This window comes from Streptomyces sp. NBC_00289 (assembly GCF_041435115.1).
Classification (GTDB): Bacteria; Actinomycetota; Actinomycetes; order Streptomycetales; family Streptomycetaceae; genus Streptomyces.
The window spans coordinates 2,486,715-2,509,962 of sequence record NZ_CP108046.1; the positions used below are offsets into that span (position 1 = coordinate 2,486,715).

Consider the following 23,248-nt stretch of genomic DNA (forward strand, 5'->3'; position numbering starts at 1 on the left):
CTGCCTCCTCTCAGCCGGTCGTGAAGGTGAAGTCGTCCACGTCGTACAGGGCGCCGGTGCCGCTCCCCTTGAAGACCAGGTAGAGCGTGGTCGTGCCGCGTGGCGCGCGGGACAGGCCGGCGGTGACGTCCTGGAAGGTCTCCCAGCCGCCGGTCACCGGGACGGTCGCCCTGCCGAGCAGGGTGCCGCGCACGGAACCGGCGCGGATCTCCAGCGTGCCGCCCGCGCCGCCCGAGGAGACGCGTGCGGTGATCTTCTTGGCGTTGCTCAGCACGTACGGCGTGAAGGAGATCCAGTCGCCGTTGTCGATGTCGCCCACCGTGTTGCCGCCGTGCGCGGTGTCCTTGGCGATGACCGAGACGCCGGAGGAGTCGCCGAAGTGCTCTGCCTGGCGGTGCCGGGGCTGGACCACGCTCTGGTCGTGCGTGGTGAGCGAGGCCTGGCCGCCGCCCCCGCCGTCGGTGTACTCGGCGTCGACGACACCGAAGATGTTGGCGTCGTCGTCGTGACCGCCGTCGGCGCTGGTCTGGAGGGTGCCGGTGCAGCCCTCGGCCGAGGTGATCGGGTGGCCGTGACTGTCGTGGCCGAGGACGAAGGTGACCTCGACCTTGGAGCAGTCGATGGTGCCGTCCTCCGGGTCGGTGACCCTCACCTTGAACGGGATGGCGTCACCGAAGCTGAACAGCGCGCCGTCCTCGGGGAGTTCGAGAGTGACCTTGGGCGCGTTGTTGCCCACCACGATCTGCACGCTCGCGCCACCGGTGCGGCCGGACGGGTCCTTGGCGGTCAGGGTCGCCGTGTAGGTGCCGTTCTTCTTGTACCTGTGCGTCGGGTTCGCCGCCGTCGACGTACCCCCGTCACCGAAGTCCCAGCTGTAGGTGAGGGCGTCGCCGTCCTTGTCGGTCGTGCCCGCGGAGGAGAAGCTCACCTTCATCGGTGCCTGGCCCGAGGTGCGGTTCGCCGCCGCCTGCGCGACCGGGGAGTGGCCGTCGGTGGCGTTCTCGATGCGGTACAGGGCGGAGTTCTCGTCGCCGCCGAACCAGGAGAGGCCGTAGTCCAGGACGTACAGCGCACCGTCCGGGCCGAAGGCCATGTCCATGATCTGGGTGCCGGTCCACGGGACGTCGTCGATCGACTGGACGGTGCCGCTGTCGTCGCTGCTGATCCGCTTGATCCAGCGGCGGCCGAACTCCCCGGCGAAGAAGTCGCCGTCGTAGGCCTCGGGGAACTTGACCGGTGAGTCGAGCGCTGCGTCGTAGTGGTAGACCGGGCCGCCCATCGGGGACTCGGAGCCGTCGCCGAACTCGGGCACGGAGGCGCCGTCGTAGGGGATCCAGGCGGACTGGGCCGGGGGCAGGTCGGTCAGGCCGGTGTTGTGCGGTGAGGTGTTCTTCGGGGCGGCGCAGTCGAAGGCCGCTCCGGAGGTCCGCGTCGCGAAGTCGTAGTCGACGTAGGGGTCGTTGTCGCCGGTGCAGTAGGGCCAGCCGAAGTTGCCGGGGCCGGTGACCCGGGCGAACTCGACCTGGCCGGCCGGGCCGCGTGCCGGGTCGGCGGCGCCCGCGTCGGGGCCGTAGTCACCGACGTAGAGGATGCCGGTCTGCTTGTCGACGCTGAACCGGAACGGGTTGCGGAAGCCCATCGCGTAGATCTCGGGCCGTGTCCTGTCCGTGCCCGGCGCGAAGAGGTTGCCGTCGGGGATCGTGTACGACCCGTCGGCGGCGACCTTGATGCGCAGGATCTTGCCGCGCAGGTCGTTGGTGTTGCCGGCCGAACGCTGGGCGTCGAAGGCGGGGTTGCGGCCGTCGCGTTCGTCGAGGGGGCTGAAGCCGTCCGACTGGAAGGGGTTGGTGTCGTCGCCGGTCGACAGGTACAGGTTGCCGGCCGCGTCGAAGTCGATGTCGCCGCCCACGTGGCAGCACAGGCCGCGGGAGGCCCGCACGTCGAGGATCTTCTTCTCGCTGGCGGTGTCGAGGGTGCCGTCGGTCTTCAGGAAGAAGCGGGACAGGCGGTTGACGCCGTCGAAGGGCGCGAAGTCGGCCGCGGTGCCGGTCTCGGGTGCGTCGCCCACCGGGGTGTCCAACGGGGGTGCGTAGTAGAGGTAGATGAAGCGGTTGTCGGTGAATCCGGGGTCGACGCCGACGCCCTGGAGGCCTTCCTCGTCGTGGGTGTAGACGTCGAGTCTGCCGGCCAGGCGGGTGTTGCCGGCGGCGTCGGTGATGCGGAGTTCGCCGTCGCGCGAGGTGTGCAGGACCGAGCGGTCGGGGAGGACGGCGAGCGACATGGGCTCGCCGACCTCCGTCTCGCCCTTGGCGAGGGTGACCTGCTGGAAGTCCTCGGCGGCCGCGGTGCCGGCCGCCGGCGTGCCCGCGTCGCTGACCGCCGCGCCGGCCTGGGGGGCGGCGAAGGTCAGGGACGCGCCCGCGAGCAGGGCGCCGCTGAGCAGGGCGACCGCTTTGCGGAAGGTGCGGCGTCGGCTGCGGGTCTCGTATCTGTCGGTGCGGGTGATGGTGTCGTTCCCGTGCACGGGTGCCTCCGGAAAGGGGCTGGTTGTACGGGCGGGTGCGGTCCGCCGGGATGCGCCGTCATCCCGGAACTGACGTACGCCAACGCGGGGTTGGCGAGTTATCGGTCGTTGCCGCCGAACGCGGCGTCGAAGGAGGCCGAAGGGGGCTCGAAGTCGTGGGCGCGCAGGCGCGTCAGGGCTTCGGGAGCGCCCTGGAGCCGGTCCATGCCGGCGTCCTCCCACTCGACCGAGATCGGCCCCCGGTAGTCGATGGAGCGCAGCATGCGGAAGACGTCCTCCCAGGGGACGTCGCCGTGGCCGGCCGACACGAAGTCCCAGCCGCGACGGGGGTCACCCCAGGGCAGGTGGGAGCCGAGGCGGCCGTTGCGGCCGTCGAGCCGCTTGCGGGCCTCTTTGCAGTCGACGTGGTAGATGCGGTCGCGGAAGTCCCACAGGAAGCCGACCGGGTCGAGGTCCTGCCACACGAAGTGGGAGGGGTCGAAGTTCAGGCCGAAGGCCGGTCGGTGGTCGACCGCGTCGAGTGTGCGGACGGTCGTCCAGTAGTCGTAGGCGATCTCGCTGGGGTGGACCTCGTGCGCGAACCGCACGCCCTCCGCGTCGAAGACGTCGAGGATCGGGTTCCAGCGCTCGGCGAAGTCCGTGTACCCGCGCTCGATCATCGACGGCGGCGCGGGCGGAAACATGGCGACCAGGTGCCAGATGGCGGAGCCGGTGAAGCCGATGACCGTGTCGACGCCGAAGGCGGCCGCGGCCCGCGCGGTGTCGGCTATCTCGGCGGCGGCCCGTCGCCGTACGCCCTCCGCCTCGCCGTCGCCCCAGATGCGGGCGGGCAGGATGGCCCGGTGGCGTTCGTCGATGATGGCGTCGCAGACGGCCTGGCCCACCAGGTGGTTGGAGATGGCCCAGCACTTCAGGCCGTACTTGTCGAGAAGCTCGCGGCGCGAGTCGACGTACGACGGATCGGCGAGTGCCTTGTCGACTTCGAAGTGGTCGCCCCAGCAGGCGAGTTCGAGGCCGTCGTAGCCGAAGTCGCGGGCCAGGCGGCAGACCTCCTCGAGGGGGAGGTCGGCCCACTGGCCGGTGAAGAGGGTGAAGGTGCGCGGCATTCGCGAGTCCTCCTCAGACCGCTAGGGGTGTGTAGACGGAGTTCTTCTCGGCGCTCTCCTCGACGGCCGCCAGCACGCGCTGAACCTGGAGTCCGTCGGCGAAGGAGGGTTCGGGCCGGCGGCCCTCGGCGACGGCGAGGACCATGTCACGGGCCTGGTGGACGAAGGTGTGCTCGTAGCCCAGGCCGTGGCCCGGCGGCCACCAGGCGCTCAGGTAGGGGTGGTCGGGTTCGGTGACGAGGATGCGGCGGAAGCCGGCGTGCGTCCCGGGTTCCCTGCCGTCGTGGTACGACAGCTCGTTGAGGCGTTCGAGGTCGAAGGCCAGCGAGCCTCGGTCACCGTTGAGTTCGATGCGCAGCGCGTTCTTGCGGCCGGTGGCGTACCGGGTGGCCTCGAAGGAGGCCAGGGCGCCGGAGGTGAAGCGGCCGGTGAAGACCGCGGCGTCGTCCACGGTGACCTGTCCGGTGCCGGCGGCCGAGCCGGCGGACAGTCCGCTGGTCGCGCCGACGGGCAGCGGCCGTTCCCGCACGAAGGTCTGGGTGAGCGCCGAGACGCCGGCCAGCTGTTCCCCCGCCAGGTACTGCGCGAGGTCGACGACGTGGGCCCCGAGGTCACCGAGCGCTCCCGACCCGGCCTGCTCCTTGCGCAGCCGCCAGGTCAGCGGGAACTGCGGGTCCACCAGCCAGTCCTGGAGGTAGGAGACCCGCACGTGCCGCAGGGTGCCGAGCCGGCCCTCGGCGACCATCGAACGGGCCAGCGTGGTGGCCGGCACCCGCCGGTAGTTGAATCCCACCATCGCCAACTGACCGCGTGCGTACGCCGCTTCGGCCGCCGCGGTCATCACCTCGGCCTCCGCGACGGTGTTCGCGAGGGGTTTCTCGCACAGCACGTGCTTGCCGGCGGCGAGCGCGGCGACGGCGATCTCGGCGTGGCTGTCGCCGGGGGTGCAGATGTCGACGAGATCGACGTCGTCGCGCTCGATCAGGGCGCGCCAGTCGGTCTCGGCCGCCGCCCAGCCGTGCCGGTCGGCCGCCGCGCGCACGGCGGTCGCGTCCCGTCCGCAGATCGCGGCCAGTACCGGGCGCCGGGGCAGGTCGAAGACGCGGCCCGCGGTGCGCCAGCCCTGGGAGTGGGCGGCACCCATGAAGGCGTAGCCGACCATGCCGACGCCGAGCGGCGGCTTCTCGCTGTCTGCTTCCTGCGGCTGCTGCGGCTGTCCCATGCGGAAGGTCCTCCTCGTCCTCGTCGGGGTGGCGCCGTGGGGGGTGCGGGGGGAACGGGTCACTTGAAGCCGGTGGACATGTACTGGTCGACGTTGTCCTTGTCGACGACGGCCGAGTAGAGCGTCAGCGAGGCCGGGATCTCGAACTCGGCGAGGCCGCCGACGCCCTTGCCCTGGCCGAGGGCCCGGGCGAGGTCGATCGCCGAGGCGGCCATGGTCGGCGGGTAGAGCACGGTCGCCTTCAGGACGCCGTTGTCCTGCTTGATGGCCTGGAAGGCGGAGAGCGCGCCCGCTCCGCCGACCATCAGGAAGCCGTCGCGCCCGGCCTGCTCGACGGCGCGCAGGGCGCCCACGCCCTGGTCGTCGTCGTGGTTCCACACCGCGTCGAACTTCGGCTGCGCCTGGAGGAGTTGGGCCATCTTGGCCTGGCCCGACTCGACGGTGAAGTCGGCGGCCTGGCGGGCGACCTTCTTGATGTTGGGGTAGTTCTTCAGCGCGTCGTCGAAGCCCTGGGTGCGCTGCTTGGTCAGCTCCAGGTTGTCCAGGCCGGCCAGCTCGATGACGCGGGCGCCGGACTTGCCCTTGAGTTTCTCGCCGATGTAGTTGCCGGCGTTCAGGCCCATGCCGTAGTTGTCGCCGCCGATCCAGCAGCGGTAGGCCTGCGGGGTGTTGAAGATCCGGTCGAGGTTGACGACCGGGATGCCCGCGCGCATCGCCTTGAGGCCGACCTGGGTGAGCGCCTTGCCGTCGGCGGGCAGCACCACCAGGACGTCGACCTTCTTGTTGATCAGGGTCTCGATCTGGCCGATCTGCGCGGCGGTGTCGTTGGAGCCCTCGGTGATCTCCAGGGTGACGTCCGAGTACTTCTTGGCGCGGTTCTCGGCGTTGTCGTTGATGGCGTTGAGCCAGCCGTGGTCGGCCTGCGGGCCGGCGAAGCCGATGGTGACGTGCTTGCCGGGCTTGTCGTCGGTGGCGGCCGGCTGGTCGTCGGCGGCCGGCTCGTCCTTGGCCTCGTTACTCGTGCAACCGGCGAGGAGGACACCGGCCGAGGCGGCCGCGGTCCCGAAGAGCATTCCTCTGCGACTGGTGAGACGGCTCGTGCGGCTCGTGAGTTCTGGCATGGCGGTGAACCCTTTCCTCAGGTCGTGCTCGCGGTACGGCGCTGGACCAGCACGGCGGCGACGATGATCGCGCCCTTGGCGATCTGCTGGACGTCGCTCTGCAGGTTGTTCAGGGCGAAGAGGTTGGTGATCGTGGTGAAGATCAGGACGCCGATCACGGAGCCGGTGATGGTGCCGCGGCCCCCGCTGAGCAGCGTGCCGCCGATGATCGCGGCCGCGATGGCGTCGAGTTCGTACAGGTTGCCGTTGGTGTTCTGGCCGGAGCCGGACAGGATGATCAGCAGGAAGGCGGCGATGCCGCAGCACAGTCCGGACAGCAGGTAGAGGTAGAGGCGCTGGCGGCGTACGTCGATGCCGGCCAGCCGGGCCGCCTCCGCGTTGCCGCCGACGGCGACCGTGCGACGCCCGAAGGTGGTGCGGTTGAGCACCAGCCAGCCGATGACCGTGACGAGGGCGAAGACCAGCACCAGGGGCGGGATGCCGAGGACGTAGGAGTCGCGCTCGCCCAGTTTCAGGATGTTGTCCACCGTGACGATCTGGGTGCGGCCGTCGGTGATCTGGAGGGCGAGGCCGCGCGCGGAGGCCAGCATGGCGAGCGTGGCGATGAACGGGACCACCCCGCCGTACGCGATGAGCAGTCCGTTGACCAGGCCGCAGCCGAGGCCGACGAGCACCGCGGTGAGGAGGATGCCGCCGAAGCCGTAGTCCTGTGTGGCGAGGGTGGTCGCCCACACCGAGGCGAGGGCGACGATCGCGCCGACGGACAGGTCGATGCCGCCGGAGGTGATGACGAAGGTCATGCCGACGGTGACGACGCCGATCACGGAGCCCTGGGTGAGGACGAGTTGGAGGTTGCGGGTGTCGAGGAACTCGTCGGGTTTGGTGATGCCGCCGATGAGGATCAGGGCGGCGAGCACGCCGAGGAGGGAGAGGGTGCGCAGGTCGGCGCGGGCGACGAGGCCGCGCCAGGCGGGCGCCTCACTCGTCGCCGGCAGTTTGCCGGCGCTGTCCCTGGGCGGGGAGACGGGCTGCGTCATGATGCCGGGCTTCCTTCCATCACCAGGTCGAGGACACGGTGTTCGTCGAGTTCGCGGGCGGGAGCCGTGTGGACGACCCGGCCTTCCCGCAGGACCAGGACGCGGTCGGCGAGGCCGAGCACCTCGGGCACCTCGCTGGAGACCAGGAGCACGGCGAGGCCTTCGTTCGCCAGTCGACGGACGACTGCATACAGTTCGGCGCGGGCTCCGACGTCGACACCGCGCGTGGGCTCGTCGAGCAGCAGAACCCGGCAGCCGCGCAGCAGCCAGCGGGCCAGGACGGCCTTCTGCTGGTTGCCTCCGGACAGGGTGCGGACCGGTACGGAGGGGTTGTCGGGCCGCAGCGACAGCTCACGCGTCGCCGCCCGCGCCGCGCCCAGTTCGGCCCGGCGGTCGATCCAGCCCCCGCGCGAGAAGCGGGACATGGAGGACACCGAGACGTTGCGGGTGACGGACTCCAGCATCAGCAGCGCCTGAGCCTTGCGCTCCTCGGGAGCGAGACCGAGCCCTGCCCGTACGGCGGCCCGTACGCTGCCGGGCCGAAGCGGGCGCCCGTCGACCCGCACGTGACCGGCGGTGGGCTTGCGGGCGCCGTAGATCGTCTCCAGGATCTCGGAGCGTCCGGAGCCGACCAGTCCGGCGAGTCCGACGATCTCGCCGGGGCGCAGGGTGAGGTCGATCGGCTCGAACTCCCCCTGCCGGGCGAGCCCTTGGACCTCCAGGACCGCGGTGCCGGCCGCCGGGGAGGCGGGCCGCTCGGGGAAGGCGTACTCGACGTTGCGTCCGGTCATCAGGGCGACGACCTCGCGCGTCGGGGTCGCCTTCGCGGGCAGTCCGCCGGCCACCGCCCGTCCGTCCTTGAGCACGGTCACCCGGTCGCCGATGCGGCGGATCTCCTCCAGCCGGTGCGAGATGTAGACGACGGCGACACCGTCCGCGGTGAGGTCGCCGACGATCCGGAAGAGGTTGTCGACCTCGTCCGGGTCGAGGGCGGCGGACGGCTCGTCCATCACGATGAGCCGTACGTCGTGGGAGAGCGCCCGGGCCATGGACACGATCTGCTGCTGGGCCGCCGGCAGTTCCCCGACGAGACGGGCCGGGTCGATCTCCGGGTGCCCCAGCCGGTGCAGCAGCGCGGTGGTCGAGGCGCGTGCCGCCTTCCCCCGTACGACGAATCCGGCGGTCGTGGGTTCGTGGCCGAGGTGGACGTTCTCGGCCACCGACAGGTGCTCCACCAGGTCGAGTTCCTGGTAGATGGTGGCGATGCCGAGGCGCATGGCGGCGATCGGTGAGCGGAGCGTGACCGGTTCGCCGCGCCAGTGGATGGTGCCGGTGTCGGGCTGGTGGGCGCCGGCCAGGACCTTGATGAGGGTGGACTTGCCGGCGCCGTTCTGGCCGAGCAGGCAGTGCACTTCGCCGGCCTGGACGTCGAGGTCGACGCCGTCGAGGGCTCGGACTCCGGGAAAGGACTTGGTGATGCCGGACATGCTGAGCAGCGGTGGTTGTGGAGCCATGCGGTGTCCCCTTGGCGGGCGTGCGGGCCGGTTTAAGGGTGTGCGTGCCCGGCGGGTGTTTTCGGGCAGGGCGGAGCAGGGCGCTGTGCTGGTGAGCTTGTGGCGGGGCGGGGCAGGCCGGGGCGAGTCGGGTCGGGTCGGTCAGGCGGGTGAGAAGAGGTGGTCGCTGATGAGCCGGGCCGCGCCGATGACTCCGGCGGTGGGCCCCAACTCCCCGAGGACGATGGGCAGGTTGCCGGTCGCGAGCGGGAGTGACTGGCGGTAGACCTGGGTGCGGATGGCGGCCAGCAGGGTGTGGCCGAGACCGGTCACCCCGCCGCCGATCACCACCAGGCCCGGGTTGAAGAAGCTGACCAGGCCGGCGATGACCTGCCCGACGCGGTCGCCGCCCTCGCGGATCAGGTCGAGCGCGGTGGCGTCGCCCGCGGCGGCCGCGGCGGCGACATCGATCGCGCTGAGGGTGCCGTTCGCCTCCAGCCGGGCGGCGAGTTCGTCGGAGAGCCCCTGCCGGACCGCCTCCATGGCGTCCCGGGCCAGAGCGGCCCCGCTGAAGTGGGCCTCCAGGCATCCCCGGTTTCCGCAGGCGCACGGACGGCCGTCGGGCACCGCCTGGATGTGCCCGATGTCCCCCGCGCTGCCGGTCGCACCGCGGTGGACCTCGCCGCCGACGACGATGCCGCAGCCGATACCGGTGCCGATCTTGACGCAGAGGAAGTCGCCCACGGAACGGGCGACGCCCGCGTGCTGCTCCCCCAGCGCCATCAGGTTCACGTCGTTGTCGACCATGACCGGGCAGCCGAGGTCCTGGCTGAGCGCCTCCCGTACAGGGAAGCCGTCCCAGCCCGGCATGATCGGCGGAGCCACCGGGACGCCCTCGGGGAAGCGGACCGGCCCCGGCACGCCGATGCCGGCGCCGTCGAAGCCCTCCGCGAGGCCGGACGCTCTCAACTTCGCTGCCATGGAAAGGACTTGCTCGAACACCGCGACCGGGCCCTCGCGCACGTCCATGGGCTGGTTGAGGTGCCCCAGCACCTCAAGTTCGGCGTTGGTGACCGCCACGTCGACCGAGGTCGCGCCGATGTCCACGCCGAGGAGGCGCAGGGCCGGCGCGAGCCGGATGTTGTGGGAACGGCGTCCGCCGCGGGAGGCGGCCAGGCCGTCGGCCACGACCAGGCCGGTCTCCAGGAGCCGGTCCACCTCCACGGCCAGTTTCGACCGGGACAGGTCCACCTGGTCACCCAGTTGCGCACGGGAGTTGGGGCCTCCGTCGCGCAACAGCTTGAGCAGCCGGGCCTGATGTGCGTTCGCGGGTCGCGCCGTCATGCGCCTCACGATCCCCTCCCGCCTCAATCAGCCATGTGGTGCCGGGCTTTCGAGGGGAACGTAGCAGCGGCTGCCGAACCTGGGAAGAAGCTGTGCACGGATTGCTGCGAACTTTCTCCACTCTCAGGACAAAGAAATCCGCCGTGCTCCACCAGGGCAGACGGGACGGGGCGCGGTGCGGTGTCCGCACCGCGCCCCGTTCGTGCGCGTTCGTACTCTTCTGCCCGGCGCGCCGTCAGGATTTCGCGCGGGCGTGGTACGAGCGCCGGGTGTGCTCGGTGTGCTCGCGCATCAGCTGGGTGGCGCGCTGCTCGTCCCGCTGCGCGATCGCGCCGATCAGCTCGCGGTGTTCGATCCAGGACTCGTGTCCGCGCTGCCGCGCGACCGGCGTGTAGTACCAGCGGACCCGGCGGTCGACCTGCGCGGCGAGTTCGGCGAGCACCGCGTTGCCGGCGAGCTCCATGACCTTCGCGTGGAAGCGGGCGTTGAGGGTGACGGCGGTGTCCACGTCGTCGGAGGCGACGGCCTTGAGTCCTTGGGCGAGCAGGTCGTCCAGGGCGTCGATGCCGGCGCTGTTCGCGTTCGCCGCGGCGAGCCGGGCCGCCTCGGCCTCGAGCAGCGTACGGACGGTGAGGAGCTGGTCGGCCTCCTCCTCGGTCGGCTCGTGCACGAACGCGCCCTGGGCGGGCCGCAGATCGACCCAGCCCTCGGTGTTCAGCCGCTGGAGCGCCTCCCGCACCGGCTGGCGGGAGACACCGAGATGGCCGGCGAGTTCGCTCTCGACGAGATGCTGGCCGGGCTGCAGGGCTCGGGTGGTGATGAGTTCGAGCAGCGCCTCGTAGACGCGGTCGCGCAGCGGACCGGGCCGTTCGAGCTTGGGCACCGCTCCCTGCGGCAGTCCTGGCGACAACATCACGGTCCCCCTCCTGGGCGACGCCGGGTGCCGCGGCTGAAGAGCACGTGTCCGCGGCGTCACGGTCACTGGACAACCAGTATCGATTGTCTTTCGTCTACAGTCTACGGCGCACAATGGCCAGGCAGCTGCGGCGAGGGCCTCGTCACACCACCGCCCGGGAGCCCATCACACCACCCGCCCGCGGACAGCGGCGCGCCATCGCCACCCACGACTAGGGGCAGCGGACGACCTGCCCGGCGTACGACAGGTTGCCGCCGAAGCCGAACAGCAGGACCGGGTCCCCGGTGGAGATCTCGCCCTGCTCCACCAGCTTGGAGAAGGCGAGCGGAATGCTGGCGGCCGACGTGTTGCCCGATCGGATGACATCGCGCGCGACGACGGCGTTGACCGCGCCGATCTTCTGGGCGAGCGGCTCGATGATGCGCAGGTTCGCCTGGTGCAGCACGACCGCGGCGAGGTCCTCCGGGGCGAGCCCGGCCCGTTCGCAGGCCCGGCGCGCGAGGGGCGGCAGCTGGGTGGTGGCCCAGCGGTAGACGCTCTGCCCCTCCTGCGCGAACCGCGCCGGCTGTCCCTCGATGCGCACCGCGTTGCCCATCTCGGGCACCGACCCCCACAGCACGGGCCCGATGCCGGGCTCCTCACCGTCCGCGCAGGCCTCCACCACGGCGGCCCCCGCGCCGTCGCCGACGAGCACGCAGGTCGTGCGGTCGGTCCAGTCCGCCACCTCGGACATCTTGTCGGCACCGATGACGAGGGCGCGGGTCGCGGCGCCCGCCCGCACGGTGTGGTCCGCGGTGGCGAGCGCGTGGGTGAAACCGGCGCACACGACGTTGACGTCCATCGCGGCCGGCGAGGGGATGCCGAGCCGGGCCGCGACCCGGGCGGCCATGTTCGGCGACCGGTCCACGGCCGTGGAGGTGGCGACCAGGACGAGGTCGATGTCGGCGGGCGTGAGGCCGGCCGCCGCGAGCGCCTTGGCGGCGGCATGGCCGGCCAGCTCGTCGACCGGCTCGTCGGGTCCGGCGATGTGGCGCGTCCGGATGCCCACCCGGCTCCTGATCCACTCGTCGCTGGTGTCGACCAGACGCGCCAGATCCTCGTTGGTGAGTACCTTCGCGGGCTGGTAATGGCCGACGGCGGCGATGCGCGAGCCGTTCATTGGTGGTCCCCCTCGTTGCCTTGGGTAGCGGGATCCACCAGTCTGATCAGTGACTCGCGGGTACGACGGCAGGTGAAGCCACAGGAAACGGGCGCCGAGGTTGTCGGCTTCCGTCACCCCCTCGGACGCCCGGACGGTTCCCGAAGATCACCCGGTGAACAGCTGCGTCGCCTTCTGTACGAGTTCGTAGACCCCGTAGGCGAGCGGCGCTCCCACCCACAGCCAGGCGAGGGTGATCAGACCGCGCCGGTCAGGCGGACTCTGACTGCTGTCGTTCGACATCGGCGGCCTCCCTCTGGGCGGGGATGTGGTGGCGGGCGTGGACGGGACGGACGAGCTCGTTGGCGACGAAGCCGACGACCAGCAGACCGATCATGATCACGAAGGACAGACCGTACAGGGACGAGCCGTCTTTTCCGGCCTCCTCCTGCCGGTCGGCGATCCAGTTGACGATCAGCGGACCGAGGACGCCGGCGGTGGACCAGGCGGTGAGCAGCCGGCCGTGGATGGCGCCGACCTGGTAGGTGCCGAAGAGGTCCTTCAGATAGGCGGGGATCGTCGCGAAGCCGCCGCCGTAGAACGACAGGATCACCAGCGCGCACAGGACGAACAGCGGCTTGGACGAGTCGCCGAACAACGCGATGAGCGCGTACGTCAGCGCGCCCACCCCGAGGTACACGCGGTAGATGTTCTTGCGTCCGATCAGGTCGGAGGTCGAGGACCAGCCGATGCGTCCCGCCATGTTGGCGGCGGACAGCAGGGCGACGAAGCCGGCGGCCGCCGAGGCCGACACGGGGGTGGAGGTGTCCGCGAAGAAGTCCGTGATCATCGGAGCGGCCTTCTCCAGGATGCCGATCCCGGCGGTGACGTTCATGCAGAGCACGACCCACAGGCACCAGAACTGCGGGGTGCGGACGGCGTCCCGGGCCGAGACCTGCGGGCCTGCCGCGACGCTCGGCTTGTCGGCGGCGGGCTGGTCGGCGGCCGGCTTCTCGCCGCGCGGCACGCGCACCAGCAGCACGCCGAGCAGCATGAACACCGCGTACGAAAGACCGTGGACCAGGAACGCCAGCGCGATCCCGGAACTGTCGGCGCCGAACGAGTCCAGCATCTGCGCCGACCACGGGGAGGCGATCAGCGCGCCGCCGCCGAAGCCCATGATGGCGATGCCGGTGGCCATGCCGGGCCGGTCCGGGAACCACTTGATCAGCGTCGACACGGGCGAGATGTAACCGATGCCCAGGCCGATCCCGCCGACGAAGCCGTAGCCGAAGACGATCAGCCAGTACTGCTCGGTCGCCGCGCCGAGCGCGGAGAGCAGGAACCCGGACGAGAAGCAGACCAGGGCGACGGTCATCGCCCAGCGTGGGCCGTTGCGTTCGACGAGCGTGCCGCCGAACGCGGCCGACAGCCCGAGCATGACGATGCCGAGCTGGAAGGGCAGCGCGCTCTGGGTGCCGCTGAGGCCGAGCGCGGATTCCAGTGGCGGCTTGAACACGGACCAGGCGTAGGCCTGCCCGATGGAGAGATGGACCGACAGGGCGGCGGGCGGAACCAGCCAGCGGCTCCACCCCGGGGGCGCGAGTGGGGGACTCATGATCCCGAACGGTAGGCAGGAGGGCGGAGGTTGAGAAGCGGCGCGTCGACGGTATGCGATGAACGGTATCCAGGAGGCGACGAACGGTCCTACCGACCGGTTTCCCCGGCCGACCGATCCTGCGCGAACCCTTGCTGCCCCAAGTTCCATACTGTAGACAATATTTCGTCGACACGATTCGACCAGAGTTCGACAGTTCCTCGGTACCCTCGACCGAACGGAGCTCCCTCGCCATGAAAGTCGCAGTTCTCGGCGCCGGTGCGATCGGCGCCTATGTCGGCGCCGCGCTCCACCGTGCGGGCGCCGACGTGCACCTCGTCGCCCGTGGACCGCATCTGGCGGCCATGAGGCGGCACGGGGTGCGCGTGCTCAGCCCGCGCGGCGACTTCACCGCCCGCGCCCACGCCACCGACGACCCGGCCGAGATCGGCCCGGTCGACTACGTCTTCCTCGGCCTGAAAGCCAACTCGTACGCGGCGTGCGGGCCGCTGATCGAGCCCCTGCTGCACGACACCACGGCGGTCGTGGCCGCCCAGAACGGCATCCCCTGGTGGTACTTCCACCGGCACGGCGGCCCCCACGACGGCCACCGCGTCGAGAGCGTGGACCCGGACGGCGCGGTCAGCGCGGTGCTCGCGCCCGAACGGGCCGTCGGCTGTGTCGTCTACGCGGCGACCGAGCTGGCGGGCCCCGGGGTCGTACGCCACCTCGAAGGCACCCGGTTCTCGGTCGGAGAGCCCGACCGCGGAGTCTCGTCGCGTTGTCTGGCCTTCAGCGAGGCCATGCGGGCCGGCGGCCTGAAGTGCCCGGTCGAGCCGGATCTGCGCAACGACATCTGGCTCAAGCTGCTCGGCAACATCTCCTTCAACCCGATCAGCGCGCTGGCCCGCGCGACCATGCGGCAGATGTGCCTGCACGGCGGCACCCGGCGGGTCATCGAGATCATGATGAGCGAGACGCTCTCGGTCGCCGCGGCCCTCGGCTGCGAGGTCGGGATCTCCATCGAACGCCGGCTCGCGGGCGCCGAACGCGTCGGCGACCACCGCACCTCCACGCTCCAGGACCTGGAGCGCGGCAAGCCGCTGGAACTCGACGTACTGCTCGCCGCCGTCGTCGAGTTGGCGGACATCACCGGCGTCGACGTGCCCACCCTGCGCACCGTGCACGCCATCTCCGACCTGCTCGCGTCGAGGAGCGCCGCATGAGAGAACGCGACCGGATCCCGAAGACCTACACCCGGCTGACCCATCCGCTCGTCCGGGACTCGCGCGACGAGCCGTTCCGGCGGGCGAGCTGGGACGAGGCGCTGGACCGCACGGCCCGGGGCCTGGCGGCGGCGCGCGGCTCGTTCGGCATGTTCTCCTGCGCGCGGGCCACCAACGAGATGAACTACGTGGCGCAGAAGTTCGCCCGGGTCGTCATGGGCACCAACAACGTCGACTCCTGCAACCGCACCTGCCACGCCCCGAGCGTGGCCGGCCTGTCGGCCGCCTTCGGCTCGGGCGGCGGGACGTCGTCGTACGAGGAGATCGAGCACACCGACGTCATCGTGATGTGGGGCTCCAACGCCCGCTTCGCGCACCCGATCTTCTTCCAGCACGCGCTGCGGGGGGTGCGCAACGGTGCCCGGATGTACGCGGTGGACCCGCGGCGCACCTCGACCGCGGAGTGGGCGGAGAGCTGGCTCGGCCTGAACGTCGGCACCGACATCCCGATGGCGCACGCGGTCGGCCGCGAGATCATCCACGCGGGCCTGGCCAACGAGGCGTTCATCGAGCGGGCGACCTCCGGCTTCGAGGAGTACCGGCAGCTCGTCGAGCCGTGGACGCTGTCCCTCGCGCAGAAGGTGACGGGTGTACCGGCCGCCGCCATCAGGGAGTTGGCGCACGCCTACGCTCGCGCCGAGCGCGCCCAGCTGTGCTGGACCCTCGGCATCACCGAACACCACAACGGCACGGACAACGTGCGCGCGCTGATCAACCTCTCGCTGCTGACCGGCCACGTGGGCCGCTACGGCTCGGGCCTGCAACCGCTGCGCGGCCAGAACAACGTGCAGGGCGGCGGCGACATGGGCGCCATCCCCAACCGGTTGCCCGGCTTCCAGGACATCCTCGATGCCGGGTCGCGGCTGAAGTTCGAGTCGGCTTGGGACACCGTGATCCAGCCGCACTACGGACTGACCCTGACGGAGATGTTCGAGGCGATGGAGGAGGGCTCGCTCCGGGCCGTGTACTGCATCGGCGAGAATCCGGCGCAGTCGGAGGCGGACAGCGAGCAGGCCGTGCGGCGGATGCGGGCGCTCGACTTCCTCGTCGTGCAGGACATCTTCCTGACGAAGACCGCCGAGCTGGCGGACGTCGTGCTGCCCGCGACCGCCGGCTGGGCGGAGACCGAGGGCACGACGACCAACAGCGAGCGGCGGGTTCAGCGGGTACGCCGGGCCGTGACCCCGCCCGGGGAGGCGCGCGAGGACATCGACATCCTCTGCGACCTGGCCACGCGGCTCGGCCACGACTGGACGTACGCGGACTCCGAGGCCGTCTGGAACGAGCTCAGATCGCTGTCGCCTGACCACCACGGGATGACGTACGACCGGCTGGAGCGGCTTCAGGGCATCCAGTGGCCGTGTCCGAGCGCCGACGCGCTCGAACCGAGCTATCTGCACGGCCGGTTGTGGGAGCCGGACCCGGCCAGGCGCGGGGTGCGCGCGCCGTTCGGACTGGTCCGGCACGATCCGCCGGTGGATCTCACGGACGAGCGGTACCCGATCAGGCTGACCACCGGGCGGCGGCTCGACTCGTACAACACCGGTGTGCAGAGCGGGAGTTTCGCCTCTCCGCTGCGGCGCGGGGAGTACATCGAGCTGTGCCCGGAGGACGCCGAACGCCACGGGGTCGTGGTCGGCGAGGAGGTGCGGGTGGCGTCCCGGCGCGGGTCGGTCGTCGCGCCCGTGTGGATCGACCTCGCGCTGCGGCCCGGGCTCGCCTTCATGACCATGCACTTTCCGGACGAGGTGGACACCAACCAGCTGACGATCGAGGCGAACTGCCCGATCGCGGGGACGGCGGAGTTCAAGGCGTCGGCGATCCGGATCGAGAAGCTTCCCGCAGTGACCTACGTGAGGTGACGACAAGTGGACCTGCGCTTCGGTGACAGCAAGCCGACGGACGAGGAACGGGCGGCCGTCGACGCGCTGCTCGGCCCCCCGGAGTCGTCGTGGGAGGGCGCTGACCGCTCCGACGCCGACCTGAGGTGGGCGCGCGGCGGGCGCGCCGCCCGGGACCGCCGCGACCTGCTGCTGCCGGGGCTGCACGCGATCAACGACCGGATCGGCTGGATCAGCGAGGGCGCCCTCGACCACCTGTGCCGGCGGCTGACCGTGCCGCCGGCGGAGGCCTACGGGGTCGCCACCTTCTACGCGATGTTCTCGGTCCGGCCGCGGCCGGCGACGGTCCTGCATGTGTGCACGGACCTGGCGTGCACGGCCGCCGGGGCGCAGCGGCTGTGCGAGGGCGTCGAGGCGCGGCTCGGCCCCGGCAGCGGTGTGTCGGTCGAGCGCGCTCCCTGCCTCGGCCTGTGCGAACGCGCCCCGGCCGCACTCGCGGTAAGAGCCGGGGATCCGGTGCGTACGGCGGTGTCGGCGCCGGCCACGGTCGAGGCCGCCGTCCTCGCCGCGAGCGCCCCCGACTCGGCCCCGGAGGAGCCACCGGCCGTGCTGGCGGTGCCGCAGGCGGGAGACCCGTCGCTGTCCCTGCTGCGCCGGGTCGGCGTGGTGGACCCGGCGAGCCTGGACGACTACCGGGCCCACGGCGGGTACGCGGCGCTGCGCCGGGCCTTCGAACTCGGGCCCGCCGGAGTGATCCGGGAGGTCACCGACTCCGGTCTGCTGGGGCGGGGCGGCGCCGCCTTCCCCACCGGCCGCAAGTGGCAGGCCACGGCGTCGCAGCCGGACCGTCCGCACTTCCTGGTGTGCAACGCGGACGAGTCGGAGCCAGGCACCTTCAAGGACCGCGTGATCATGGAGGGCGACCCGTACGCGCTCGTGGAGGCGATGACGATCGCCGGGTACGCGACCGGTGCGCATCGGGGCTATCTGTATCTGCGCGGCGAATATCCGCGAGCGGTACACCGTATGCAATGTGCCGTCGACCGGGCGCGGACCCGCGGTCTGCTCGGCGACGACGTCCTCGGCCAGGGCTACGCCTTCGACATCGAGATCCGCCGGGGCGCGGGCGCCTACATCTGCGGCGAGGAGACCGCCCTGTTCAACTCCATCGAGGGGTACCGGGGCGAACCGCGGTCGAAGCCGCCCTTCCCGGTGGAGAAGGGCCTGTTCGGCAAGCCCACGGCCGAGAACAACGTGGAGACGCTGGTCAACGTCCTGCCGATTCTCACGGCGGGCGCACCGGCCTACGCCGCGGTCGGCACGGCCCGGTCCACCGGACCCAAGCTGTTCTGCGTCTCGGGGAGTGTGGAGCGGCCGGGCGTCTACGAGCTGCCGTTCGGGGCGACGCTCGGCGAGCTGCTCACGCTCGCGGGCGTACGCCGGGGACTGCGGGCGGTCCTGCTCGGCGGCGCGGCGGGTGGCTTCGTACGACCGGACGAACTGGACATCCCCCTCACGTTCGAGGGCACGCGGGAGGCGGGCACCACGCTCGGGTCGGGCGTGGTCATGGCCTTCGACGACACGGTGCCCCTGCCCCGTCTGCTGCTGCGGATCGCGGAGTTCTTCCGCGACGAGTCGTGCGGGCAGTGCGTGCCCTGCCGGGTGGGCACGGTGCGGCAGGAGGAGGCGCTGCGCCGGATCGCGGAGCGCACGGGTGCGGCCGCCGCGGACGACATCGCCCTGCTCAGGGAGGTCGGCCGCGCGATGCGGGACGCCTCGATCTGCGGTCTGGGGCAGACCGCGTGGAACGCCGTGGAATCCGCCGTCGACCGTCTGGGGGCCTACGAATGACCGCGATACCGCTGGGAGTGCCGCGTCGGCTGGTCGAGTTCACCCTCGACGGGCAGGAGGCCAGGGTGCCCGAGGGCTCGACCGTCCTCGACGCCTGCCGGGCCGCCGGGAAGGACGTGCCGACGCTCTGCCAGGGCGACACCCTCACGCCGAAGAACGCCTGCCGGGTCTGCGTGGTGGAGGTCGAGGGGTCGCGCACCCTCGTTCCGGCGTGCTCGCGCAGGGCCGAGCCGGGCATGGAGGTCCGTACCGACACCGAACGCGCCCGCCACAGCCGCAAGGTGGTCCTCGAACTGCTCGCCTCCTCGGTCGACCTGTCGACGACCCCGGGGGCCGCCGAATGGATCAGGGACTACGGGGCGGAGCCGGACCGCTTCGGCCCGGGTGCGGCCCGCCTGGACGAGGTGCCCCGCGTCGACAACGACCTGTACGTGCGCGACTACGACAAGTGCATCCTCTGCTACAAGTGCGTGGACGCGTGCGGCGAGCAGTGGCAGAACAGCTTCGCCATCTCGGTCGTCGGGCGCGGCTTCGACGCCCGGATCGCGGTCGAGCGGGACGCCCCGCTCACGGACTCGGCCTGTGTGTACTGCGGCAACTGTGTCGAGGTGTGCCCGACCGGAGCCCTGTCCTTCAAGTCGGAGTTCGACATGCGCGCGGCGGGTACCTGGGACGAGTCGGCGCAGACCGAGACGACCACGGTGTGCGCGTACTGCGGAGTGGGCTGCAACCTCACTCTGCACGTGCAGGACAATGAGATCGTCAAGGTCACCTCGCCGCACGACAACCCGGTGACCCACGGCAATCTCTGTATCAAGGGCCGTTTCGGCTACCAGCACGTACAGAACCGGGGCTGATCAGGACATGGGACGAGTCACGGAACGACGCAAGGTGATCCGGATCCGGGACGGGGTGGTCTCCAGCCGCCCGGACACGCTCGTCGCCGAGGAGCCGCTGGAGATCCGGCTGAACGGCAAGCCGCTGGCGATCACGATGCGCACGCCCGGCGACGACTTCGCGCTGGCCGCCGGGTTCCTGGTCAGCGAGGGTGTCCTGGGCGCGGCCTCCGACCTGCAGAACATCGTGTACTGCGCGGGGGCGACCGTGGACGGTTCGAACTCCTACAACGTGGTCGACGTGCGGACCGCCCCCGACGTGCCGATGCCGGACATCACGCTGGAGCGCAACGTCTACACGACCTCGTCCTGCGGCCTGTGCGGCAAGGCGAGCCTCGACGCGGTCCGTACGACGGCCCGCTGGCCGATCGCCGACACTCCCCCGGTCCGGGTGGACCCGGAGCTGCTCGCGGGTCTCCCCGACCGGCTGCGCGCGGCCCAGCGGGTCTTCGACCGGACCGGGGGGCTGCACGCGGCCGCCCTGTTCGCCGAGGACGGTGAGCTGCTCGACGTCCGGGAGGACGTGGGCCGGCACAACGCGGTCGACAAGCTGGTCGGCCGCGCCCTGCAGAACGGGGATCTGCCGCTGTCGCGGGTGATCCTGCTGGTGTCGGGGCGGGCGTCGTTCGAGCTGGCGCAGAAGGCCGTGATGGCGGGCATTCCGGTGCTGGCGGCCGTCTCGGCGCCCTCGTCGCTCGCCGTGGACCTGGCCGCGGAGACGGGGCTGACGCTGGTGGGGTTCCTGCGCGGCAGTTCCATGAACGTGTACGCGGGCGAGGACCGCATCGCCCTGCGGGCCGCGGCCGCCCAGGGCTGAACGGTTCCCCGCGGCACGGCGGCGGGGCCCCGGCCGGCGGGGAGCGCCCCCTGCGCCGCGGGGCCCCGCCTCAGTCTCCCGGCGTGAAGCGCACCTCCGCGGCCCGGACCACCGAGCCGAGCCGCGGGAAGTCCAGCCGCACCGACGCCTCGTGCTCGGGTGCGGTCAGCGCGGTCATGGCGTCCTCGACGAAGACGAGGTCGTAGCCGAGGTCGCCGGCCGCGCGGGCGGTGGACTCCACGCCGAGGTTGGTGGCGATGCCGCCGAACACGAGGGTGGTGACGCCGTGCGCGCGCAGCCGGTCGTCCAGGCCGGTGCCCTGGAAGGCGCCGATCGTCCGCTTCACGATCTCCAGGTCGCCGTCCTTCGACAGGCCGGCCACGAGACCGCTGCCGGACGGCTGTTCGGCGACCCCGGGGCGTTCGACGCGGACCAGCACGACGAGCGCGCCGGCCGAGCGGAAGGCCGCCGCCAGTTCGCCGGCGGTGGCGAGGACCTCGGCTCCCTTGTGGGGCTCCAGTGGCAGGGCGACGATGCGGTCCATCAGATCGACGAGCACGAGGGCGCTGCGCGCGGGATCGAGGGCGAGTCGGGGCTCGGGGCTGCCTGTTGCGGTCATGACGGAACGTTATCCGCCGTGCGCCGTCGGTGCCGGATATACCGTCAACGGGCCCGCGTGGCGCGCCGGTTCGCCGTGCGGGCGCCGGAGGGCGGGGGGGACGGCCCATGGACCGGACGCACGGCAGCCGCTAACGTCCGGGACCGTGCCCGAGGACGGACGAGCACGAGAGCGGACGGGAGCCCGGGTCGGTCTGTTGCTGACCCTGGTTCTCGCGGCCGTGCTGCTCACCGCGCTCCCGGACGCCGGCGACCGTGACGATCGACAAAATGGCGCCGACTGTCTACCGCATACCGTCGCCTCGTGGTCGGCCGACGACCGTCTCACCGCCGAGTTCGCCCGCTACGGCGACGACGCGACCCGCGGCGACGACTGGACCGGCGGCGACGGCACCCACTCGGTGCGGCTGCCGGACGGCCGGGTCCTGTGGCTCTTCTCGGACACCTACCTCGGCCAGGTGCACGGCCCGCCCAACCCGGTCGGCGAGTCCTTCACCTGGCGGGACGCGGCCGCGCCGCTGGTGCGCAACTCGGCCGTCGTGATGACGGGACGGAGCCTGCGGTCCACGCTGCCCGCCCCCCTCTTCCCCGATCCGGCTCCCGGTCAGTGGCGCTGGCCGGTCGCGGCCCGGGTCGAGCCCCGCTCCCCCGGCTCGGCCGAGCGGGTCGTACGGGTGCTGCTGTGGGTGCGGACGGCCGGTCCGGCGCCGTGGGTGTACGGCGTGCCGACCGCCACCGAGGTGGCCACGCTCTCGCTGCCCGACCTGCGGGTCGAGTCGGTCGTGACGGTGCGCGACGAGCAGTCGGTGCCGGATCCCTCCCGGCGCGTCCTGTTCGGCACGACGCTGGTCGAGGAGGGGGGCTGGACGTACGTCTTCGGCGGCGACGACGCCCAGGCGGCGTCCCGGCCGGCCTCGTCGGCATACGTGGCGCGGGTGCCGGAGGGCAGGCTCGGGGAGCCGTCCCGCTGGCAGTACTGGAACGGTTCGGGATGGGCGGCCGGTGCGCGTCCGCGCGCGGTGCTCGGGGACGGGCTGCGCACGGGTGTGGGGAGCGCGTTCTCGGTGGTGCGGTCGGCGGGGACGTACGTCCTGTTCACCATGGCGGCGGGGACCGCGGGGCTGACGACCGTGACCTCGTACTGGGCCTGCTCCCCGACCGGGCCGTGGCACGGGCCGAGCGGGAACTTCGGCGCGTCGCTGCCGCCGGGGCAGGTCGCCGCGTACAACCCGCAGGTGCATCCCGAACTGGGCGGCGGCGGACGGCTGGTGCTGAGCTACGACGTCAACTGGCTGGAGACGGGCCCGACGGGCGGTGCCGCGGCGCAGCTCAGCCGGAACGTGTCCCTGTACCGACCGCGGTTCGTGACGCTGCGGCTGACGACGGCCCGCTGATCCCCGCGCGCGGATCACGCGGGTCGCGGGCCCGGCGTTTGGCGATCACCGCGCACACCATGAGCTGCATCTGGTGGAAGAGCATCAGCGGCAGCACCGCCAGCGAGGCGTGCGCTCCGAACAGGACGCTCGCCATGGGCAGTCCGGCGGCGAGGGACTTCTTCGAGCCGGCGAACTGGATGGCGATCCGGTCCTCCCGGCCGAAGCGCAGTGCCCTGGCGCCGTACCAGGTCAGGGCGAGCATCACGGCGAGCAGCACGGCCTCGACGACCAGCAGGCCGGCCAGGCGGGACGGGCTGACCTGGTCCCAGACGCCCTGCACCATGCCCTCGCTGAAGGCGGTGTAGACGACGAGGAGGATCGAGCCGCGGTCGACCAGGCCGAGGACCTTCTTGTGGCGGGTGACGAAGTCTCCGATCCAGCGGCGCAGCACCTGCCCGGCGAGGAAGGGCACGAGCAGTTGCAGCACGATCTTGACGAGTGAGTCGGCGGAGAACCCGCCGCCGCTGTTGCCGAGGAGGACGGCCGCGAGGAGCGGGGTGAGGACGATGCCGACCAGCGAGGAGAAGGAGCCCGCGCAGATCGCGGCGGGCACGTTGCCGCGGGCGATGGAGGTGAAGGCGATGGAGGACTGGATGGTGGAGGGGACCAGGGTGAGGAACAGCAGCCCCTGGTAGAGCGGCTGGGTGAGGAGCACCGGGACGAGTCCGCGGGCGGCCAGGCCGAGCAGCGGGAAGACGACGAAGGTACAGGCGAGGACGGTGGTGTGGAGCCGCCAGTGCCTGAGTCCGTCGAGCGCCTCACGGGTGGAGAGGCGGGCGCCGTAGAGGAAGAAGAGGAAGGCGATGGCGGCGGTGGAGGCGCCGGAGGCCACGTCGGCGCCGGTCCCGCGCGCGGGCAGCAGGGCCGCGAGGCCCACCGTCCCGAGCAGCAGCAGGATGTAGGGGTCGATCGGCAGCCGGCTCGGCCGTCGCAGGCGTTTCACGGTGCTCCACTTGCTTGTGCTCCGGCGGTGCGGCGGGCGGCTGTCGCCCGGCCGGCCGGCGG

At 71.6% G+C, this 23,248-nt stretch carries 19 protein-coding genes; 6 read left to right on the top strand and 13 right to left on the bottom strand.

Translation table 11 applies throughout. The features are described from left to right. Positions 1-10: 10 nt before the first annotated feature. The 11 genes from OG985_RS11690 to OG985_RS11740 all read right to left on the bottom strand — a co-directional run bounded on the left by OG985_RS11690 (position 11) and on the right by OG985_RS11740 (position 13,519). Positions 11-2,524 (bottom strand): PQQ-dependent sugar dehydrogenase, encoded by a 2,514-nt coding sequence (locus OG985_RS11690; protein WP_371668227.1) that lies wholly within the window; start codon positions 2,522-2,524, stop codon positions 11-13. 98 nt (positions 2,525-2,622) lie between these two features. Then, positions 2,623-3,630, bottom strand: a complete 1,008-nt coding sequence (locus OG985_RS11695) for a sugar phosphate isomerase/epimerase family protein (protein ID WP_371668228.1) — start codon at positions 3,628-3,630, stop codon at positions 2,623-2,625. Positions 3,631-3,643: 13 nt separating this feature from the next. Then, complete coding sequence (locus OG985_RS11700; RefSeq protein ID WP_371668229.1) at positions 3,644-4,852, bottom strand: Gfo/Idh/MocA family protein; 1,209 nt, start codon at positions 4,850-4,852, stop codon at positions 3,644-3,646. A 59-nt stretch (positions 4,853-4,911) separates the two neighbouring features. Beyond that, the gene (locus OG985_RS11705) at positions 4,912-5,973 is read right to left on the bottom strand and encodes a substrate-binding domain-containing protein (RefSeq protein WP_371668230.1); all 1,062 of its coding nucleotides are present in this window, start codon (positions 5,971-5,973) and stop codon (positions 4,912-4,914) included. A gap of 17 nt (positions 5,974-5,990) precedes the next feature. Continuing rightward, a complete protein-coding gene (locus tag OG985_RS11710) occupies positions 5,991-7,010 on the bottom strand; it encodes an ABC transporter permease (protein ID WP_371668231.1) in 1,020 nt (339 codons plus the stop codon). Further along, complete coding sequence (locus tag OG985_RS11715; protein WP_371668232.1) at positions 7,007-8,524, bottom strand: sugar ABC transporter ATP-binding protein; 1,518 nt, start codon at positions 8,522-8,524, stop codon at positions 7,007-7,009. The genes OG985_RS11710 and OG985_RS11715 overlap by 4 nt, the downstream gene beginning before the upstream one ends. 141 nt (positions 8,525-8,665) lie before the next feature. Beyond that, positions 8,666-9,847, bottom strand: coding sequence for an ROK family protein (locus OG985_RS11720; protein ID WP_371668233.1), 1,182 nt, complete (start codon positions 9,845-9,847; stop codon positions 8,666-8,668). A gap of 235 nt (positions 9,848-10,082) precedes the next feature. After that, complete coding sequence (locus tag OG985_RS11725; RefSeq protein ID WP_371674340.1) at positions 10,083-10,760, bottom strand: GntR family transcriptional regulator; 678 nt, start codon at positions 10,758-10,760, stop codon at positions 10,083-10,085. 214 nt (positions 10,761-10,974) lie between these two features. Beyond that, positions 10,975-11,922 carry a beta-ketoacyl-ACP synthase III gene (locus OG985_RS11730; RefSeq protein ID WP_371668234.1) on the bottom strand — a complete coding sequence of 316 codons (948 nt, stop codon included), beginning with the start codon at positions 11,920-11,922 and terminating at the stop codon, positions 10,975-10,977. A gap of 147 nt (positions 11,923-12,069) precedes the next feature. Then, positions 12,070-12,204: a hypothetical protein gene (locus OG985_RS11735; RefSeq protein ID WP_371668235.1), complete on the bottom strand. Its 135-nt coding sequence runs from the start codon at positions 12,202-12,204 to the stop codon at positions 12,070-12,072. Beyond that, positions 12,173-13,519 carry an OFA family MFS transporter gene (locus OG985_RS11740; protein WP_371668236.1) on the bottom strand — a complete coding sequence of 449 codons (1,347 nt, stop codon included), beginning with the start codon at positions 13,517-13,519 and terminating at the stop codon, positions 12,173-12,175. The genes OG985_RS11735 and OG985_RS11740 overlap by 32 nt, the downstream gene beginning before the upstream one ends. Positions 13,520-13,752: 233 nt before the next feature. Between OG985_RS11740 and OG985_RS11745 the strand changes: the two genes are divergently transcribed. From OG985_RS11745 to fdhD, 5 genes are read left to right on the top strand one after another with little or no spacing between them, the layout of a single operon-like run. Beyond that, entirely contained in the window at positions 13,753-14,724 is a 972-nt protein-coding gene (locus tag OG985_RS11745) for a 2-dehydropantoate 2-reductase (protein WP_371668237.1), read from the top strand. Beyond that, positions 14,721-16,646, top strand: a complete 1,926-nt coding sequence (locus OG985_RS11750; protein ID WP_371668238.1) for a molybdopterin oxidoreductase family protein — start codon at positions 14,721-14,723, stop codon at positions 16,644-16,646. The genes OG985_RS11745 and OG985_RS11750 overlap by 4 nt, the downstream gene beginning before the upstream one ends. Positions 16,647-16,652: 6 nt before the next feature. Beyond that, positions 16,653-18,476 carry an NAD(P)H-dependent oxidoreductase subunit E gene (locus tag OG985_RS11755; protein ID WP_371668239.1) on the top strand — a complete coding sequence of 608 codons (1,824 nt, stop codon included), beginning with the start codon at positions 16,653-16,655 and terminating at the stop codon, positions 18,474-18,476. Further along, positions 18,473-19,333, top strand: a complete 861-nt coding sequence (locus OG985_RS11760; RefSeq protein ID WP_371668240.1) for a 2Fe-2S iron-sulfur cluster-binding protein — start codon at positions 18,473-18,475, stop codon at positions 19,331-19,333. The genes OG985_RS11755 and OG985_RS11760 overlap by 4 nt, the downstream gene beginning before the upstream one ends. A gap of 7 nt (positions 19,334-19,340) precedes the next feature. After that, complete coding sequence (fdhD, locus tag OG985_RS11765; RefSeq protein WP_371668241.1) at positions 19,341-20,189, top strand: formate dehydrogenase accessory sulfurtransferase FdhD; 849 nt, start codon at positions 19,341-19,343, stop codon at positions 20,187-20,189. 70 nt (positions 20,190-20,259) lie between these two features. Here fdhD and OG985_RS11770 read toward each other — a convergent pair whose 3' ends face one another. Continuing rightward, positions 20,260-20,808, bottom strand: a complete 549-nt coding sequence (locus tag OG985_RS11770; protein ID WP_371668242.1) for an isochorismatase family protein — start codon at positions 20,806-20,808, stop codon at positions 20,260-20,262. Positions 20,809-20,953: 145 nt separating this feature from the next. Between OG985_RS11770 and OG985_RS11775 the strand changes: the two genes are divergently transcribed. Then, positions 20,954-22,201 carry a DUF4185 domain-containing protein gene (locus tag OG985_RS11775; RefSeq protein WP_371668243.1) on the top strand — a complete coding sequence of 416 codons (1,248 nt, stop codon included), beginning with the start codon at positions 20,954-20,956 and terminating at the stop codon, positions 22,199-22,201. Here OG985_RS11775 and OG985_RS11780 read toward each other — a convergent pair. Continuing rightward, positions 22,137-23,159: a bile acid:sodium symporter family protein gene (locus OG985_RS11780; protein WP_371674341.1), complete on the bottom strand. Its 1,023-nt coding sequence runs from the start codon at positions 23,157-23,159 to the stop codon at positions 22,137-22,139. The genes OG985_RS11775 and OG985_RS11780 overlap by 65 nt on opposite strands. Positions 23,160-23,248 lie beyond the last annotated feature (89 nt).